This window comes from Pseudomonas sp. CC11G, assembly GCF_056174845.1.
Map to the genome: position 1 here is coordinate 172,068 of NZ_JBWBZC010000006.1, position 17,054 is coordinate 189,121.

A 17,054-nucleotide genomic window follows, 5' to 3' on the forward strand; every position below is an offset into this window, starting at 1 on the left:
CGCGTCATCAGCAGACTATCGGATTGGCCAGCGATGTTCACCCCAAAAATATGGCACGTAGCCATCATTGCATCGCCGCGTATAAAAACCAGCGGTCTAGGGGAAATATAGTCGGGAAATGGCGAAGGCCCAGTCTCAGCGCCGAGACAGCGGCCTACTGCACGCCGCGCAAACGTTTGGGGGTCAGCCCTAGGTAGCGGCGCATGGCGGTGGTCAGCGCGCTTTGGCTGGAGAAGCCGCATTCTTCGGCGATACGAATCAGCGGCAGGGTGCTTTCACGCAGCAGGCGCGAGGCCCGGTCGAGGCGGATTTTCAGCAGATATTGGTGCGGGGTCAGGCCCAGGCTGTCTTTGAACTGCACATGGAAATGACTCGGGCTCAGGCAGGCCACGTGCGCCAGCTCTGCCACGCTGATACGCCGCGCCAGGTGCTGGTCGATATAGGCGTCCAGCCGCTCCACATTCAGCGGCCCCACCGTACGCGGATGGCGTTCGCCGAACAGGCGCACATGCAAGGCACGCAGTAATACTCAGGGAACGGGCCAGTTGGCTGTCGCTGCCATAACGGGCCAGTTCGGCGCCGGCATAACTGAGAAGGTTTTGGAAGTCGGCATCCAGCGCCGGGTAGCGCGGCATATCGAACAGACGAGCGAGCAACTCGAGGTCTTCCGCCGAACTATCCTGCTCATCCAGGTCGATGATCAGCATGCGGTTATCACCGACGCCGGCGAACTGATGCTCGGCATCGCCTGGCACTAGCACGGCGCGCATGCGGCACACCTCGCCGCCCCGGCCGTTGACCTCGAATTCCGCACGGCCAGCCAGCGACAGCACCAGTTGATGGTGATCGTGGGCGTGTTCGTGGGGCTGGTCGTCAAGACGCAGCAGGCGGGCTTCAAGCATGGCGGCAGGGGGCAAAAAGAGCGCGCATGGTACGTGAACGACCGGTCATTTCCCAGCCAGGGCCGACGGGCGTGCGCCATTTTTGTGCGTAAAAGCATCGAGGCTGAAGCCTCTCCCACAATGAAACGAGTATCCATGTGGGAGAGGCTTCAGCCTCGATGTTCTTCAGATCAGACATTGCCATTGAATTAGTTGGCGACCCGACCCATCTACGTACTCATGTAGAGACCACAGGTGCCGCATGAACGATCACGTTACCGATATCGACGACGAAGACACGCTGATACCCGAGGGCCTTCACTTGCCCCACGCCCTGGCCCTGCCGAATCAGCGCCCGCCAGAGCGCCTGTATGTCATCCCTATTCACAACCGGCCGTTCTTTCCGGCGCAGGTGTTGCCGGTCATCGTCAACGAAGAACACTGGACCGAAACCCTGGAGCTGGTGGGCAAAACCGACCACCACAGCCTGGCGCTGTTTTACGTCGATGAGCCGGTGACCGACCCGCGCCATTTCAACACCGACAGCCTGCCCACCCACGGCACCTTAGTGAAAATCCACCAGGCCAATCGGGTGGACGGCAAGTTGCAGTTCGTGGCCCAGGGCCTGCAACGGGTAAAAATCCGCGGCTGGTTGAAGCGCCATCGCCCACCGTATCTGGCCGAAGTGGAATACCCGCCCAGTGCCGACGACAGCCGTGATGAGGTGAAGGCCTACGCCATGGCCTTGATCAATGCGATCAAGGAGCTGCTGCCGCTGAACCCGCTGTACAGCGAAGAGCTGAAGAACTACCTCAACCGCTTCAGCCCCAACCAGCCTTCGCCACTCACCGACTTCGCCGCCGCCCTCACCACCGCACCGCCCAAAGAGCTGCAAGAAGTGCTCGACACCGTGCCGGTGCTGCAGCGCATGGAAAAGTGTTGCCCATGCTGCGCAAGGAAGTGGAAGTGGCGCGCCTGCAAAGCGAGCTCTCGGCCGAAGTGAACCGCACCATCGGCGAACACCAGCGCGAGTTTTTCCTCAAGGAGCAGCTCAAGCTGATCCAGCAGGAACTCGGCTTGACCAAAGACGACCGCAGCGCCGACCTCGAACAGTTCGAGCAACGTCTGGAGGGCAAAACCCTGCCCGATCAGGCGAAGAAACGCATCGACGAAGAAATGAACAAGCTGTCGATCCTGGAAACCGGCTCGCCGGAATATGCCGTCACCCGCAATTATCTGGACTGGGCGACCATGATTCCGTGGGGTGTGCACGGCAAAGACAAGCTCGACCTGGTGCATGCCCAACGGGTGCTGGATGAGCAGCACGCGGGGCTCGACGACATCAAGGAACGGATTCTCGAGTTCCTCGCCGTCGGCGCGTTCAAGGGCGAGATTTCCGGCTCAATCGTGCTGCTGGTCGGCCCGCCGGGCGTGGGTAAAACCAGTATCGGCAAGTCCATCGCCGAAACCCTGGGGCGGCCGTTCTATCGGTTCAGCGTCGGCGGCATGCGCGATGAAGCGGAAATCAAAGGCCACCGCCGTACCTATATCGGCGCCCTGCCCGGCAAGCTGGTGCAGGCGCTGAAAGAGACCGAGGTGATGAACCCGGTGATCATGCTCGACGAGATCGACAAGCTCGGTGCCAGCCACCAGGGCGACCCGGCCTCGGCGCTGCTGGAAACCCTCGACCCGGAACAGAACGCGGAATTTCTCGACCACTATCTGGACCTGCGCCTGGATCTGTCCAAGGTGCTGTTCGTGTGCACGGCCAACACCTGGATTCGATCCCTGGGCCGTTGCTCGATCGCATGGAAGTGATTCGCCTGGCCGGCTATATCGCCGAAGAAAAATTCGCCATCGCCAAACGGCACCTGTGGCCCAAGCAGTTGGAAAAAGCCGGCGTGCCCAAGCAACGCCTGAGCATCAATGATGCGGCGCTCAAAGCGATCATCGAGGGCTATGCCCGCGAAGCCGGAGTGCGCCAGCTGGAGAAACAGTTGGGCAAGGTGGTGCGCAAGGCGGTGGTCAAACTGCTGGGCGACCCGAACAGCAAATTGAAGATCGGCCCGAAAGACCTCGAAGCCTACCTGGGCATGCCGCTGTTCCGCCGCGAGCAATTGCTGGAAGGCATTGGCGTGATCACGGGGCTGGCCTGGACCAGCATGGGCGGCGCCACGTTGCCGATTGAAGCCACGCGTATTCACACCCTGAACAGGGGCTTCAAACTGACCGGCCAGTTGGGCGAAGTGATGAAGGAGTCGGCCGAGATTGCCTACAGCTATGTGAGTTCGCACCTGAAGGAATTCCGCGGCGACCCGACCTTCTTCGACCAGGCGTTTGTGCACCTGCATGTGCCCGAAGGCGCCACCCCCAAAGACGGCCCGAGCGCCGGCGTGACGATGGCCAGCGCCTTGCTCTCCTTGGCACGCAATCAGGCGCCGAAAAGAGGCGTGGCCATGACCGGCGAGCTGACGCTGACCGGGCATGTGCTGCCGATTGGCGGGGTGCGGGAGAAGGTGATTGCGGCGCGGCGGCAGAAGATTTACGAGCTGATTTTGCCGGAAGCCAACCGGGGCGACTTTACCGAGCTGCCGGAGTACTTGAAGGAAGGCATTACGGTGCACTTCGCCAAGCGCTTCAGTGATGTGGCGAAGGTGTTGTTTTAAGTCCGGATAGCGTGGCGTAGGTTGGGTTGAGCCGAAGGTGAAGCCCAACATGCTCTGCACGCGGAGCCCTTTGGGCTCCATGTTGGGCTTCGCTGCGCTTAGCCCAACCTACGTCTTCTCTATTTTTGGCGCTATGCTTGCGGCCATTCGTCGCCCCTTGGACAGGAAGGTTCTATGACTGCTGCTCGCCTGCTTCTCCCCATTGGCATCGCCCTGTTGGCGGCCTGCGCCCAGCAACCCGGCAAGAATGCCGCCGTGCAAGTGGACAAATCGAGCGACTGCCCGGCCGTTCTGCACCCTGGCCAGCAACTGATCGTCACCCTTAGCAGTAACCCCACCACTGGCTTTCGCTGGCAGACCAAAGACCCGGCCGGCAACGTGCTGCGCGTGCTGAGCCCCGAGGTGTACACCAACCCTGAGGACGCGGGCGTGGTCGGCGGCGCCGGCGTTTCCACCTGGCGCTTCCAGGCGACCGAACCCGGTAGCGGTGAATTGCTGATGGCCTATCACCGGCCCTGGGAGCCAGAAGTGGCGCCGGCGGAACTGTTTGATTGCGCGATTACGGTCAAATAACACCCGGCACCTCGGCGCAATAAGAGCCTGGCGCTGACGCACTGAGCCTGGGGTTTGCTCGCAGGCATCGGCATAGTCGCCTACACAACAACTCTAACAAGGACTGTGTATGCGCTGGTTCGCTCTCGCCCTGCTGGGCGCCGTGGCCTTTCTCTACGGCATTGCTGCTGAAATTCCCCTGCTGTGTCTACTCGCCAAACCGCTGCCGATGCTGGCCCTGCTCGGCTGGTTATGCGGCGCTGAGTCGGGTCCCTATCGCCGCTGGATTGCCGTCGGCCTGATCTTCTCCCTGCTCGGCGACATGCTGCTGCAATGGTCACCGGATCTCTTTGTTTTTGGCCTGGGTGCATTCCTGATCGGCCACCTGGCCTATCTGGTGGCTTACCTGAGCGACAGCCGCAGCGCGGCACCACTGGCCTTGCTGCTGGCCCTTATCGCCGGCGGCAGCATGTTCGCCACCCTGGCCAGCGCCGGCCTTGGCGGCCTGCTGATGCCGGTGGCGCTGTATGCCCTGACCATCAGCGCCATGCTCTGGCGAGCGCTGGCCCGCACAGGCGCAACGCACATCAGCCGCCGTTCGGCCTGGCTGGCCGCAGCTGGCGCCGCGTTGTTTGTGCTGTCGGACAGCCTGATCGGCATCAACCGTTTCGTGACCCCGTTTGCCGGCGCGCACTACGCCATCATCCTCACTTACTGGCTGGGCCAATGGGGCATCACCGCCTCGGCGCTGTATCGCTCGGCAACCGTTGAGTCGCAAGGGCTGGCGGCGTGCCCGTAGCTGGTTAAAATGGCGCCCTTTTGAGCCAAGCGTAACGACCGTGAGCCAGGAATCCGACCGTCTCTTTGCAGTGCCACTGCCCACCGTGCCTGACTTCACCTTCAATGAAGCCGTGGCCCGGTGTTCCCGGACATGATCAAACGCTCGGTACCGGGCTACCCGACCATTGTCGAAAACATCGGCGTGCTGGCCGCGCAATTCGCCCAGCCGCATAGCGTGCTCTACGACCTGGGCAGTTCGCTGGGCGCCGTCACCCAGGCCCTGCGCCGCCACGTTACCTGCGACGACTGCCGTGTTATCGCTGTGGATAACTCCAGCGCCATGGTCGAGCGCTGCAGCGAATACCTGCATGCGCAGGACTCGATGTTTCAGGAGCTGCTGCCGGTGGAGGTGGTCGAGGCCGATATCCTTGGGCTGCAGCTGCAACCGACCTCGTTTGTCGCGCTGAACTTCACCCTACAATTTATCCAGCCGCCGCAACGCCTTGAGCTGCTCACGGCTATTCGCCAGGCCCTGCTGCCGGGTGGCGCGCTGATTCTGTCGGAGAAACTGCGCTTCGAGGATGAACAGGAACACGACCTGCTCACCGACCTGCACGTGGCGTTCAAACGCGCCAATGGCTATAGCGAGCTGGAAATTGCCCAGAAGCGCAACGCCATCGAAAACGTGATGAAACCCGACAGCCTCGAACAACACCGCGAACGCCTGCTGGCCGCTGGTTTCAGCAAAGTGGTGCCGTGGTTCCAGTGCCTGAACTTCGCTTCCCTGATTGCCCTGCCATGATTGATTTGTCGCCCCTGGTCCGCCACCTGGCGGGCACGCCCTTGGCCAATTGGGCCAACACCCTGCAAACACAACTCGACACCAAGATGGACAAGGGCCATGGCGACCTGGAGCGCTGGCAAGGCGCGCTGGACGCCCTGCCCGCTTTGCTGCCGACCACGGTCGACCTGCAGAACGGCTTGCTGCTCGACACGGACTGCGACGACGCCACCCGCGTGCAGATGCGCCAAGCATTGATGGGCCTGTCGCCGTGGCGCAAAGGCCCGTTCGATCTATTTGGTGTGCATGTCGACACCGAATGGCGCTCGGACTGGAAATGGTCGCGGGTGTCGCCACACCTCGATCTGCGCGGCAAGCGCGTGCTCGATGTCGGCTGCGGCAATGGCTATTACCAATGGCGCATGCTCGGCGCCGGTGCCGACAGCGTGATCGGCATCGACCCCAACTGGCTGTTCTTCTGCCAGTTCCAAGCGGTGCAACGCTACTTGCCGGAGTTGCGCGCCTGGCACCTGCCCTTTGCGCTGGAAGATTTGCCAGCGGGCCTGGAAGGATTCGACACGGTGTTTTCCATGGGCGTGTTCTACCACCGCCGCTCGCCGATCGAGCACTTGCTGGCGCTGAAAGATTGCTTGGTGAAAGGTGGCGAACTGGTGCTGGAAACGCTAGTGATCGACGGGGACGTCAATCAGGTGTTGGTGCCGGAAGACCGTTATGCGCAAATGCGTAACGTGTGGTTCCTGCCTTCGGTGCCGGCCTTGGAGCTGTGGCTACGCCGGGCCGGGTTTACCGATGTGCGCTGCGTGGATGTGAGCGTCACCTGCGTGGAAGAACAGCGCAGTACCGAGTGGATGCGCTATCAGTCGCTAAGCCACTTCCTCGACCCGAATGACCACAGCAAGACGGTGGAAGGGTTGCCGGCGCCGATGCGGGCGGTGATTACCGCCCGCAAGTGAATTGTGAGGCTTAACGATTGGCGGCGGCCACGATCAACTGCTTCATCTCCGCCACCGCCGATTTAAAGCCCACGAACAATGCATGCGCCACCAACGCGTGGCCGATGTTCAGCTCGTTGACGCCCTTGATCGCCGCCACCGCTTCCACGTTGTGGTAGTGCAAACCATGGCCGGCGTTAACGATCAGCCCCTGGGCCAGACCAAACGCCACGCCATCGGCAATGCGCTTCAGCTCTTCAGCGGTTTCGCTCGGCGTATGCGCATCGGCATAACGCCCGGTGTGCAGCTCGATGGCCGGCGCACCGACACGACGCGAGGCTTCGATCTGGCGCTCATCCGCGTCGATAAACAGCGACACCTCGCAGCCCAACTTCGCCAAACGCTCAACGGCCGCCTTGATCCGCGCTTCCTGCCCCGCCACATCCAACCCACCTTCGGTGGTCAGTTCCTGACGTGTTTCTGGCACCAGGCAGATATGCGCCGGACGAAGGCGCTCGGCGAAGGCGAGCATTTCTTCGGTCACGCCCATCTCGAAGTTCATCCGCGTTTGCAGCACGTCCTTGAGCAGCAGCACGTCGCGCTCCTGGATATGCCGGCGGTCTTCGCGCAGGTGCACGGTAATGCCGTCGGCGCCGGCCTCTTCGGCGTCCAGCGCGGCTTTCACCGGGTCGGGGTAGCGGGTGCCACGGGCCTGACGCAGGGTGGCGACATGGTCGATATTCACGCCCAACAGAATGCGATTGGCGTCAGTCACGGGGTGGCTCCTTCAAGGTCATAAACAGTTCGCGGCTAACCAGCGGTCGGCCGCCTAAATGGGGGGCAAGGGCTTGGCGCATCAGGCGTTTGGCGGCGGCCAGCGCGCCCGGCGCAGTCCAATCGGCCTCGGCCATGGCCAGCAATTCGGCGCCCTGGAACAGCCCCGGTTGCAGCAGGTGCACCGGTTCCAGACCCGAGTCGGGCAACAACCGGTACAGCTGGCCGACGACGACCGGTTGGCCGTGCAAGTCTTCGGCAAGGGCAAAACCATACCCCAGCTCGTCCAGCAGGCGCCATTCGAACGCACGCAGCAGCGGCTCCAGCGCACGGCCGGCCGCCAGCGCTTCCAAGGTGGCGGCGTAGTGTTCGAACAACACGGGATGGGGGTCTTCGGCGGGTAGCAGGCGCAGGATCAGTTCGTTCAGGTACAAGCCACTGAACAGCGCCTCGCCATGCAACCAGCGCGGAATACCGGCGGCTTCCAGGCGGCCGACGTTTTTCAGCTCGCCGCGACCACGAAACTCGACTTCCACCGGCACGAACGGCCGCGCCAGGGTGCCGGCTTTGCCGCGCGCACCGCGCAATACCGCCCGCAGGCGGCCTTGAGGCGTAAGGAAATCGACCAGCGCGCTGCTTTCGCGGTAGGCCCGGCTATGCAGGATAAAAGCCGGCTGCGCGCTGTTTAGCATGGAGTGCTCGAAGGCTTAGAGGTCGGCGTAACCCAGGGAACGCAGGGCGCGTTCGTCGTCGGACCAGCCGCCTTTCACTTTTACCCAGAGGTTGAGCATGACCTTGGAGTCGAACAACACTTCCATGTCTTTGCGTGCATCCATGCCGATGCGTTTGATGCGCTCACCCTTGTCGCCAATGATGATTTTCTTCTGGCCGTCACGCTCCACCAGAATCAGGGCATGGATATGCAGGGTTTTACCCTGCTGCTTGAACTCTTCGATTTCGACGGTGATCTGGTACGGCAACTCAGCGCCCAGCTGGCGCATGATTTTCTCGCGTACCAGCTCGGCGGCCAGAAAGCGGCTGCTACGGTCGGTGATCTGGTCTTCAGGGAAGAAGTGATCGTTTTCCGGCAGGTGATTGTTGATCAGCCCTTCCAGCGCTTCGAGGTTGTGCCCGTGCTGCGCGGAAATCGGCACGATCGAGGCGTTCGGCAGCTGGGTTTGCAGCCACTCCAGGTGCGGCATCAGCTCGGACTTTTCTTCGATGCGGTCGGTCTTGTTAATCGCGACAATCACCGGGCCCTGCACGTACTGCACACGCTCGAGCACCATCTGGTCTTCGTCGGTCCAGCGGGTGCGCTCTACCACAAAAATCACCACGTCGACGTCCTTGAGGGCGGCCGAGGCGGTCTTGTTCATATAGCGGTTAAGGGCTTTCTCGCCATTCTTGTGCATGCCGGGGGTGTCGACGTAGATGGCCTGAATCGGCCCTTCGGTCTTGATGCCCAGCATGTTGTGGCGGGTGGTCTGCGGCTTGCGCGAGGTGATCGCGAGCTTCTGGCCAAGGATGTGGTTGAGCAGCGTCGACTTGCCTACGTTGGGGCGGCCGACGATGGCGACATAGCCACAGCGTGTTGCGGTTGTATCAGTCATGGCCATTCTCCACGCCAAGGGCAATCAGAGCGGCCGCAGCGGCCACCTGTTCAGCAATGCGGCGACTGGCGCCCTGCCCTATGGTCTTGTCATTCAATAAGGTGATCTGGCACTCGACGACGAAAATTCGGCAGTGCGGGTCGCCCTGGATATCCACCACTTCGTAGCGCGGCAGGTCGCAGCCGCGCGACTGCAGAAATTCCTGCAGGCGGGTTTTCGGGTCTTTGTTGGTATCGACCAGCGTCAGACCGTCCAGCTCAGAGCTTAGCCACGCCAGCACCCGCTCGCGCGCCGCATCCATGCCAGCATCCAGATAAATCGCGCCAATCAGCGCTTCCAGGGCATCGGCGAGAATCGATTCGCGACGGAAACCGCCGCTCTTCAATTCACCGGAACCTAAACGCAGGTATTCACCCAGGTCGAAGCCGCGGGCCAGAATGGCCAGGGTCTCACCTTTCACCAGCCTCGCGCGCAAACGCGACAACTGGCCTTCGCGCGCCTGCGGGAAGCGCTCGAACAGCGCTTCACCGGCCACGAAGTTGAGAATGGCATCACCGAGAAACTCCAGACGCTCGTTGTTGCGCCCGGCGAAGCTGCGGTGAGTGAGGGCCAGGATCATCAGATCCTGGTCTTTGAAGGTATAACCGAGCTGACGCTCTAAACGACTCAGTGCTGCACTCACGGCATACGCACGCGATATTCTTTGTCGAAACGAGCGACGAGATCGAGGTTCTGAATGACCGGTTCGCGCTTTTCGTACTTCAGGTGCACGCGGAATTCATTGTTTTCAATTTTGACTTCCATGGCCTTGTCCAGGTCGAGGTCGCGAATGCTGTTGATCTGCATGCTCTTAACGACGTGCATGCGGAACTCTTGCACCGAAGTGATCCCCAGCGCCTTGTCGGTTTCGACCGACGTAATGGCTTTTTCCAGCGCCATGTTATCGAGATAGTGCGGCAGCATCTTGAAGGTGACGCTGGCGAAAAACGCCACGACCGACAACAGAATCAGCCACCCCAACAGCCCCATACCCTTTTGCGAACGCGCAAACGTCATGTTGACCTCAGTGTCAGTGTTTTTTTGAATGTCTTGGCCTCTGCGGGCCTGACTATATATAGCGCGCGGCGCTGGTTTTAGCAGCGCCGACGGATCAGTGAATCAGGCCTACGCGTGACAGAGTCGGCACGTTGCGCATTTTCGGATCAGCCCAGCTCAACCACACGGCGAAGGCTTTGCCGACAATATTCTTGTCCGGCACCATGCCCAGCAGCTCTTTTGGAATGTTCGGGTCGTTCCAATAGCGGCTGTCGTTGGAGTTGTCGCGGTTGTCGCCCATCATGAAGTAGTGACCGGCGGGCACTGTCCACTCGTTGCCAGGGTCGGCGCGGTAGCGGTTCATTTCGATGCGGATCAGGTGCTCTACTGCGCCGAGCTTTTCCTGGTACAGCGTGGCGCTGCCCAGCGAGCCTGGCTCTTCACCCAGCAGCTTCTTGGCCACCGACTCGCCGTTGACGAACAGTTGCTTGTCGGCGGTGTAGCGAATCTTGTCGCCCGGCAGACCGACTACACGCTTGATGTAGTTGATGGTCGGCTCGCTCGGGTAGCGAAACACCATCACGTCCCCGCGCTGCGGGTCGCCGACTTCTATCACCTTGGTGTCGAGCACCGGCAGGCGAATGCCGTAGGCAAACTTGTTCACCAGAATGAAATCGCCCACTTCCAGGGTCGGCTTCATCGAGCCCGACGGAATCTGGAAGGGTTCCACCAGAAACGAGCGCAGCACCAGCACGATGGCCAGCACCGGAAAGAACGACTTGCCGTATTCCACCAGCAATGGCTCGCGATTGAGCTGATCGACAACGGCCTGATCAGCCTCGTTCACCTGCCCGGTGTAAGCGACGATGGCAGCGCGGCGGCGCGGCGCCAGCAGTACCAGGTCGAGCAAAGCCAAAACGCCGCAAACAGCCACGGCGATCACCAACAACAGCGGAAAATTGAACGACATAGGTATTAACCATCCAACCTGAGCACTGCAAGGAAGGCTTCTTGTGGAATTTCCACGTTGCCGACTTGCTTCATCCGTTTTTTACCGGCTTTCTGCTTTTCAAGCAGCTTGCGCTTACGGCTGACGTCACCGCCGTAGCACTTGGCCAATACGTTCTTGCGCAGCGCCTTGACGGTGGTGCGAGCTACGATCTGCCCGCCGATAGCAGCCTGAATGGCCACATCGAACATCTGCCGCGGAATCAACTCTTTCATTTTTTCGGTCAACGCGCGGCCTTTGTAGTGCGCGTTGTCGCGGTGCACGATCAGCGCCAGGGCGTCGACTTTGTCACCGTTGATCAGTACATCAAGTTTCACCAGATTGGCCGACTGGTAACGGTCGAAATGGTAGTCCAGCGAGGCATAACCACGGCTGGTGGACTTCAGACGGTCGAAGAAGTCCAGTACCACTTCGTTCATCGGCAGGTCGTAGCTGACCTGAACCTGGGTGCCGAGGAACAGCATGTCGCGCTGAACGCCGCGTTTCTCGATACACAGGGTGATGACGTTGCCCAGGTGCTCCTGCGGCACGAGGATATTGGCGCGCACGATCGGCTCACGCATATCTTCGATGGCCGACAGATCCGGCAACTTCGACGGGTTGTCGACGTAGATGGTTTCACCGTTTTTCAACAGCAATTCGAAGATTACGGTTGGCGCGGTGGTAATCAGGTCCAGGTCGTACTCGCGCTCCAGGCGCTCCTGGATGATTTCCATGTGCAGCATGCCAAGGAAGCCGCAACGGAAGCCGAAGCCCAGAGCATCAGAGCTTTCCGGCAGGTACTGCAGGGACGAGTCGTTGAGGGTCAGCTTCTGCAACGCTTCGCGGAAATCCTCGAAGTCATCGGAGCTGACCGGGAACAGACCGGCGTATACCTGCGGTTGAATGCGTTTGAAACCTGGCAGCACGTCCACATCGGGAGTGGTGTTCAGGGTCAGGGTGTCACCTACCGGCGCGCCGTGAATATCCTTGATGCTGGCGATGATAAAGCCCACTTCGCCGGCTTTCAGGTCAACGGTGGCGGTATGTTTCGGAGTGAATACGCCGACGCTGTCCACCAAGTGGATCTTGCCGGTGGACTTCACCAGAATCTTGTCGCCCTTCTTCACGCAGCCCTGGCGCACGCGCACCAACGAGACCACGCCCAGGTAGTTATCGAACCAGGAGTCGATAATCAGGGCTTGCAGCGGGTCTTCGATATTGCCGGTCGGCGCCGGAATGGTCGCGACCAAGCGCTCGAGCACTTCATCCACGCCCATGCCGCTTTTGGCGCTGCAGGCCACGGCGTCGGTGGCGTCGATACCGATGATTTTCTCGATTTCTTCTTTGACGCGGTCCGGATCGGCCTGCGGCAGGTCCATCTTGTTGAGCACGGGCATGACTTCCAGGCCCTGCTCGATGGCCGTGTAGCAGTTCGCGACCGACTGAGCCTCCACGCCCTGACCGGCATCCACCACCAGCAAAGCGCCTTCGCAGGCAGCCAGCGAGCGGCTGACTTCGTAGGTGAAGTCAACGTGGCCGGGGGTATCGATGAAGTTCAGCTGATAGGTTTTACCGTCCCGCGCTTTGTAGTGCAGGGTGACGCTGTGGGCCTTGATGGTGATGCCGCGCTCACGCTCAAGGTCCATGGAATCGAGAACCTGGGCGTCCATTTCGCGCTCGGACAAGCCACCGCACATCTGGATAAAACGGTCGGCCAGGGTCGATTTGCCGTGGTCGATGTGGGCGATGATGGAGAAATTACGGATATGACTCAGGTCACTCACGGATCAACACTCAAAAAGGCCGCAGGCAGACTGCCCGCCGAAAAATAGCCGGGAAGTGTACCCGATCGGCGGCGCGGGCGTCACCCGTAGCGCCAAGCGGCGCCCATGAAAAAGGGCGGTAAAAACCGCCCTTTTGTGCATTACCGATCAACCGTCATTCCGACAACTTGAAGGTAATGAAGCTCGCACGCCCTTCACGCAGCACACGCATCGACACCGAGCGGTTCTTCGGCAAGGCCTGAGCGACCTGGGTAAAGGTCTTGGCCGAATCGATCGCCTGGTTATTCAGGTGAGTGATAACGTCGCCAGGACGCAGGCCGATCAACGCCGCAGGGCCATCCTGCACCTCCTTGATCACCACGCCGCCTTTGAGGTCCAGTGCTTTGCGCTCATCAGCGCTAAGTTCTGCCACCTTGACGCCCATGCGATTACTGTTGCGCTCAACCGCTGAATCACCGCCACCATTGGCCGCCACTTCTTCATCTTCAGCCGGCAGGTTCCCGATGGTCAGTTCCAGCTTCTTGCGCGCGCCTTCACGAATCACTTCCAGCTGCGCCTTGCTACCGGCTTTCATGCGGCCTACCAGGTGCGGCAGGTCAGCCGACATGATGATCGGTTGGTCATTCAGGCTCAGAATCACGTCCCCTACCTGCAGGCCACCTTTGGCAGCCGGACCGTCTTCCATCACTTGAGCAACCAGGGCGCCGGCCGGTTTTTCCAGGCCGAACGACTCAGCCAGGTCTTTGTTGACCTCTTGAATCACCACGCCCAACCATCCGCGACTGACTTTACCGTCGGTTCTCAGTTGCTTGGCCACATCCATCGCCACATCCATCGGGATGGCGAACGACAGGCCCATAAAGCCACCGGAGCGGGTGAAAATCTGCGAGTTGATGCCGATCACTTCGCCGTTCAAGTTGAAGAGCGGACCCCCGGAGTTACCCGGATTGATCGCCACGTCGGTCTGAATGAAAGGCACGTAGCTTTCATTTGGCAGGCTACGGCCCTTGGCGCTGACGATACCGGCGGTGGCCGAGTGGTCGAAACCGAACGGCGAACCAATAGCCAGTACCCAGGCACCGACCTTGAGGTCTTCAGATTTGCCGATCTTCACGACCGGAAGATTCTTGCCTTCAACCTTCAGCAACGCCACATCGGTGCGCGGGTCGGCGCCGATCAGTTTGGCTTTCAATTCGCTGCGATCGGAAAGGCGCACGATGATTTCGTCTGCTCCGGCAACCACATGGTTGTTGGTGAGCACGTAACCGTCAGGGGAAATAATGAAGCCCGAACCCAGGGATTGTGCGCCGCGTTGCTGCTGGCGACCCTGCGGGTTGCGCGGCTGTTGCGGCAGATTGCGCTCGAAGAACTCACGAAAACCTGGCGGCAAACCCTCGAGATCCGGAACACCGGACTGGGAGTTGCCAGCGACCTGGTCCGGCACCTTTTGCGTGGTGCTGATGTTCACAACGGCAGGGGCGGCGGCTTCAACCAGGGTGGTGAAGTCAGGCAATTCGGCGCGGGCCGTGACGGCCTGGCCCAGCAAAAACAATGTCAAAAACGCAGATAAGCCAGATTTCAGGCTAAGCATCGACTTCAGCTCCCATTAAAGGACAAGCAAAGACCACATGAACTGCCCCGCCCAACGAGCGTGGCATACGACTCAATGGCTAACATGCGCGCGCCGGCAAGGGCGCACGCACGCACAACTCGACGGCTTATTGCGCCGCCTGCATATCCCCGGCGCGCATCGACAGCGCCACCCGCTCGGCAGTACCCAACGGGATTTCGCCAATAACGGTGACCATCACATCGCCCGATGAAGTGGTAATGCGCTTTGAGACCGCGACGGTCGGGCCCAGTTGGGTCCGCGCATCCTCGACGGTTGCGCCATGCAGCGGCTCAAGAAAAACCGAGAAGCGGGCCAAGCCATCGCCATACATCAGGCAGGCAACGGGTTCGGACGACACCACACTGTGACGCTCGACTGCACTGTTCAGGTCGAACCCAGGCGGCAACCATTCGGAATGCCAGGCCTTGGGATCAATGGTTTTGCTTTCGACAAAATGGACGGGCTGGCAGGTGGAGCCTGGTTTCAGGTCCGCCTCGGTGGGTGCCGTCATTTCGATACTGGAAAACTGGAAGCGCTCCAGCAACTGGCCCTTTTCATTAAGGAGCAGGGACTTGAGCGGCAGACCGGTTTCACGGTCCACGTGCAACTCAAAGCCGTAGCGATGCTGATCGCGGGGCAACACGGCAAGCACGACCGCGTCGCGCCCCGCCACGCGGGACTCGCCAATCACGCGTAAGTCGTACCAGGCAGCCAGTTGTTTGGCATCCAGAGTACGAGCCGGCCAGTTTTGACCGTCAGCCACCTGATCGGCCAAACCGCCGCTCACGCATTCAGTGCGACCGTTAACCCGCAGCACTTCCTGCACCGGGCCATCGAGTTGCAAAAGGCGCTCGCGCACTTCTGCATCACCAGAGGCCTGATGCCAAATCGTATGGGTGGAAAAACTGCCGTTACGTTCGTAGACAAACGTACCGTGGAAACTCTGTTGCTGCTGGGCCTCAGTGAGGCGGCCCAGCCAGTCTTGCGCGTCGGTGGCGTGTACTGGCAGAGCCAGAACGCCACCCAACATCAGCAGGTAGGAAAGTCCGCGCATGATCCTCCTCAGCGGTTTTCCAGACTTGCAGCCCGTGCGTAAGGCAGTACACCGTCAGACGTGCTCATCGCAGCTTGCTGCGCATGTTGGCGCAGATAGCCAGGCAAACGTTGTTCATGCCAGTTCAGTTGGCTTGGCTGCACAGCCTTGGACTGCTGCGCAGACACAGGCTCGGAGCTTTCGGTGTAACCGGCCAGCAACGCGGCGCCTTGCACTTGCGGCATTGGCAGGGTTGGCTGCACGTTGTTTTGGGCCAGTTGAGTGCCCATCACTTCGTCCTGGTTATACAGACGTACACCGGCCAGTACGGCCAGGGTCACCGAGGCGGCTACCGCCAGACGACCCAGCCCACGCCAGCGACCTGCTACTGCTGCGACAGGCGCGGCAACCGGAGAAGCTTCGTCGGCGAGCGCCTTCGAGACCGCCGCAGCGATATCGAGATTAGGCACCAGCAGATCTTTGTGCATGACTGCACGAGCTACTTGATAGCGCGCCCAAGTCGAGCGCAATTCAGCGTCATCGCTGGCGCTGAGCACGCGGCGCAGCTCCAACTCATCCGCCTCGTTATCCATGATGGCGGACAACGATTCTTGCAGGGCTTCACGACTCATGGCGATTCCTCTCTTGGCTAGCGCCGCTATCTCAGGCTCCCTGCAACAAAGGTTGCAGGACCTTATCTATGGCCTCACGAGCGCGGAAAATCCGCGACCGCACGGTACCGACTGGACATTGCATGACGCTGGCAATGTCTTCGTAACTGAGACCATCGAACTCTCGCAAAGTTAGCGCGGTGCGCAAATCTTCTGGCAATTGTTCAATGGTTCGATGCACGGCGTTTTCAATTTCATCGCGTAGCATCAACCGCTCTGGAGATTCGATGTCCTTGAGTGCGTGATCGCCCTCGTAGAACTCCGCATCCTCAGCGCTTACATCACTTTCCGGTGGTCGCCGACCGCGCGATACCAGATGGTTCTTCGCCGTGTTGATGGCGATGCGGTACAGCCACGTATAAAAGGCGCTGTCACCGCGAAAGTTAGCCAGTGCACGGAAAGCTTTAATAAACGCTTCCTGGGCAACATCCTGAGCTTCATGAGGATCGTGCACAAAACGCACTATCAACCCGAGAATCTTGTGCTGATACTTCAGCACCAACAGATCAAAAGCTCGTTTGTCGCCACGCTGCACCCGCTCGACCAGCTGCTGATCATCTTCCTGGGTAAGCATGAACACTCCTCAATTGAGTTCGGAGAGAATGCCGTTCCAGCAAGTTAATCGACTTGCCAAGATAGACTCGGGTCTTGCGCAAAAGTTCTCCCCTCCAAACACGTTCCGTACACATATTCTTTTGTCTTGCACGGAATCGCGCAGCACGGCTAGCACGCCGGCTGCGCGGATAATCTTGTCACCGATAAAGTTGTAATGAGTGCGCGACAAGCCGCTCTCGATACAACCCAAACGGCATTGTCCCCATCTGGGTGACTGCCTATGGAACCTGGGATTCTAAGAAAGTTCCCAGAGCCTATAGGCTGTCATAAGCGCGCTATTGTGCAGCCGGCCCCGCCTATATACTAGTGGCCGCTT

The 17,054-nt window shown here is 60.2% G+C and carries 14 protein-coding genes and 3 pseudogenes; 5 read left to right on the forward strand and 12 right to left on the reverse strand.

Features of this window, described 5'->3' with window-relative positions; all coding sequences use genetic code 11:
* Positions 1-154: 154 nt before the first annotated feature.
* Positions 155-902, reverse strand: a pseudogene (locus AC0V2S_RS10765) (helix-turn-helix domain-containing protein).
* A gap of 241 nt (positions 903-1,143) precedes the next feature.
* Between AC0V2S_RS10765 and lon the strand changes: the two are divergent.
* The 5 genes and pseudogenes from lon (at position 1,144) to cmoB (ending at position 6,634) form a co-directional block, all read left to right on the forward strand.
* Positions 1,144-3,547: pseudogene (gene lon / locus AC0V2S_RS10770) on the forward strand (endopeptidase La).
* Positions 3,548-3,721: 174 nt separating this feature from the next.
* Positions 3,722-4,120: a protease inhibitor I42 family protein gene (locus tag AC0V2S_RS10775; RefSeq protein ID WP_475509729.1), complete on the forward strand. Its 399-nt coding sequence runs from the start codon at positions 3,722-3,724 to the stop codon at positions 4,118-4,120.
* A 109-nt stretch (positions 4,121-4,229) separates the two neighbouring features.
* Entirely contained in the window at positions 4,230-4,898 is a 669-nt protein-coding gene (locus AC0V2S_RS10780; RefSeq protein WP_475509730.1) for a lysoplasmalogenase, read from the forward strand.
* A 40-nt stretch (positions 4,899-4,938) separates the two neighbouring features.
* A pseudogene (gene cmoA, locus AC0V2S_RS10785) lies at positions 4,939-5,681 on the forward strand (carboxy-S-adenosyl-L-methionine synthase CmoA).
* A complete protein-coding gene (gene cmoB, locus AC0V2S_RS10790) occupies positions 5,678-6,634 on the forward strand; it encodes a tRNA 5-methoxyuridine(34)/uridine 5-oxyacetic acid(34) synthase CmoB (protein WP_475509731.1) in 957 nt (318 codons plus the stop codon). Before cmoA ends, cmoB begins: the two are co-directional and overlap by 4 nt.
* Positions 6,635-6,644: 10 nt before the next feature.
* On the opposite strand, the gene pdxJ is transcribed toward cmoB, so the two are convergent.
* The 11 genes from pdxJ to rpoE all read right to left on the reverse strand — a co-directional run bounded on the left by pdxJ (position 6,645) and on the right by rpoE (position 16,697).
* Entirely contained in the window at positions 6,645-7,388 is a 744-nt protein-coding gene (pdxJ, locus tag AC0V2S_RS10795; RefSeq protein ID WP_475509732.1) for a pyridoxine 5'-phosphate synthase, read from the reverse strand.
* Positions 7,381-8,079: a DNA repair protein RecO gene (gene recO, locus AC0V2S_RS10800; RefSeq protein WP_475509733.1), complete on the reverse strand. Its 699-nt coding sequence runs from the start codon at positions 8,077-8,079 to the stop codon at positions 7,381-7,383. The genes pdxJ and recO overlap by 8 nt, the downstream gene beginning before the upstream one ends.
* Before the next feature lie 15 nt (positions 8,080-8,094).
* The gene (era, locus tag AC0V2S_RS10805; RefSeq protein WP_475509734.1) at positions 8,095-8,997 is read right to left on the reverse strand and encodes a GTPase Era; all 903 of its coding nucleotides are present in this window, start codon (positions 8,995-8,997) and stop codon (positions 8,095-8,097) included.
* Positions 8,990-9,679, reverse strand: coding sequence for a ribonuclease III (gene rnc, locus AC0V2S_RS10810; protein ID WP_475509735.1), 690 nt, complete (start codon positions 9,677-9,679; stop codon positions 8,990-8,992). Before rnc ends, era begins: the two co-directional genes overlap by 8 nt.
* The gene (locus tag AC0V2S_RS10815) at positions 9,676-10,053 is read right to left on the reverse strand and encodes a DUF4845 domain-containing protein (protein WP_475509736.1); all 378 of its coding nucleotides are present in this window, start codon (positions 10,051-10,053) and stop codon (positions 9,676-9,678) included. The genes rnc and AC0V2S_RS10815 overlap by 4 nt, the downstream gene beginning before the upstream one ends.
* Before the next feature lie 94 nt (positions 10,054-10,147).
* The gene (gene lepB / locus AC0V2S_RS10820; RefSeq protein ID WP_475509737.1) at positions 10,148-11,002 is read right to left on the reverse strand and encodes a signal peptidase I; all 855 of its coding nucleotides are present in this window, start codon (positions 11,000-11,002) and stop codon (positions 10,148-10,150) included.
* A 5-nt stretch (positions 11,003-11,007) separates the two neighbouring features.
* The gene (lepA, locus tag AC0V2S_RS10825; protein WP_475509738.1) at positions 11,008-12,807 is read right to left on the reverse strand and encodes a translation elongation factor 4; all 1,800 of its coding nucleotides are present in this window, start codon (positions 12,805-12,807) and stop codon (positions 11,008-11,010) included.
* A 154-nt stretch (positions 12,808-12,961) separates the two neighbouring features.
* Positions 12,962-14,398, reverse strand: a complete 1,437-nt coding sequence (locus AC0V2S_RS10830; RefSeq protein ID WP_475509739.1) for a DegQ family serine endoprotease — start codon at positions 14,396-14,398, stop codon at positions 12,962-12,964.
* Positions 14,399-14,525: 127 nt separating this feature from the next.
* Positions 14,526-15,473, reverse strand: a complete 948-nt coding sequence (locus AC0V2S_RS10835; RefSeq protein WP_475509740.1) for a MucB/RseB C-terminal domain-containing protein — start codon at positions 15,471-15,473, stop codon at positions 14,526-14,528.
* 8 nt (positions 15,474-15,481) lie between these two features.
* Positions 15,482-16,084, reverse strand: a complete 603-nt coding sequence (locus AC0V2S_RS10840) for a sigma-E factor negative regulatory protein (protein WP_475509741.1) — start codon at positions 16,082-16,084, stop codon at positions 15,482-15,484.
* 31 nt (positions 16,085-16,115) lie between these two features.
* A complete protein-coding gene (gene rpoE, locus AC0V2S_RS10845) occupies positions 16,116-16,697 on the reverse strand; it encodes an RNA polymerase sigma factor RpoE/AlgU (RefSeq protein ID WP_108095477.1) in 582 nt (193 codons plus the stop codon).
* Positions 16,698-17,054 lie beyond the last annotated feature (357 nt).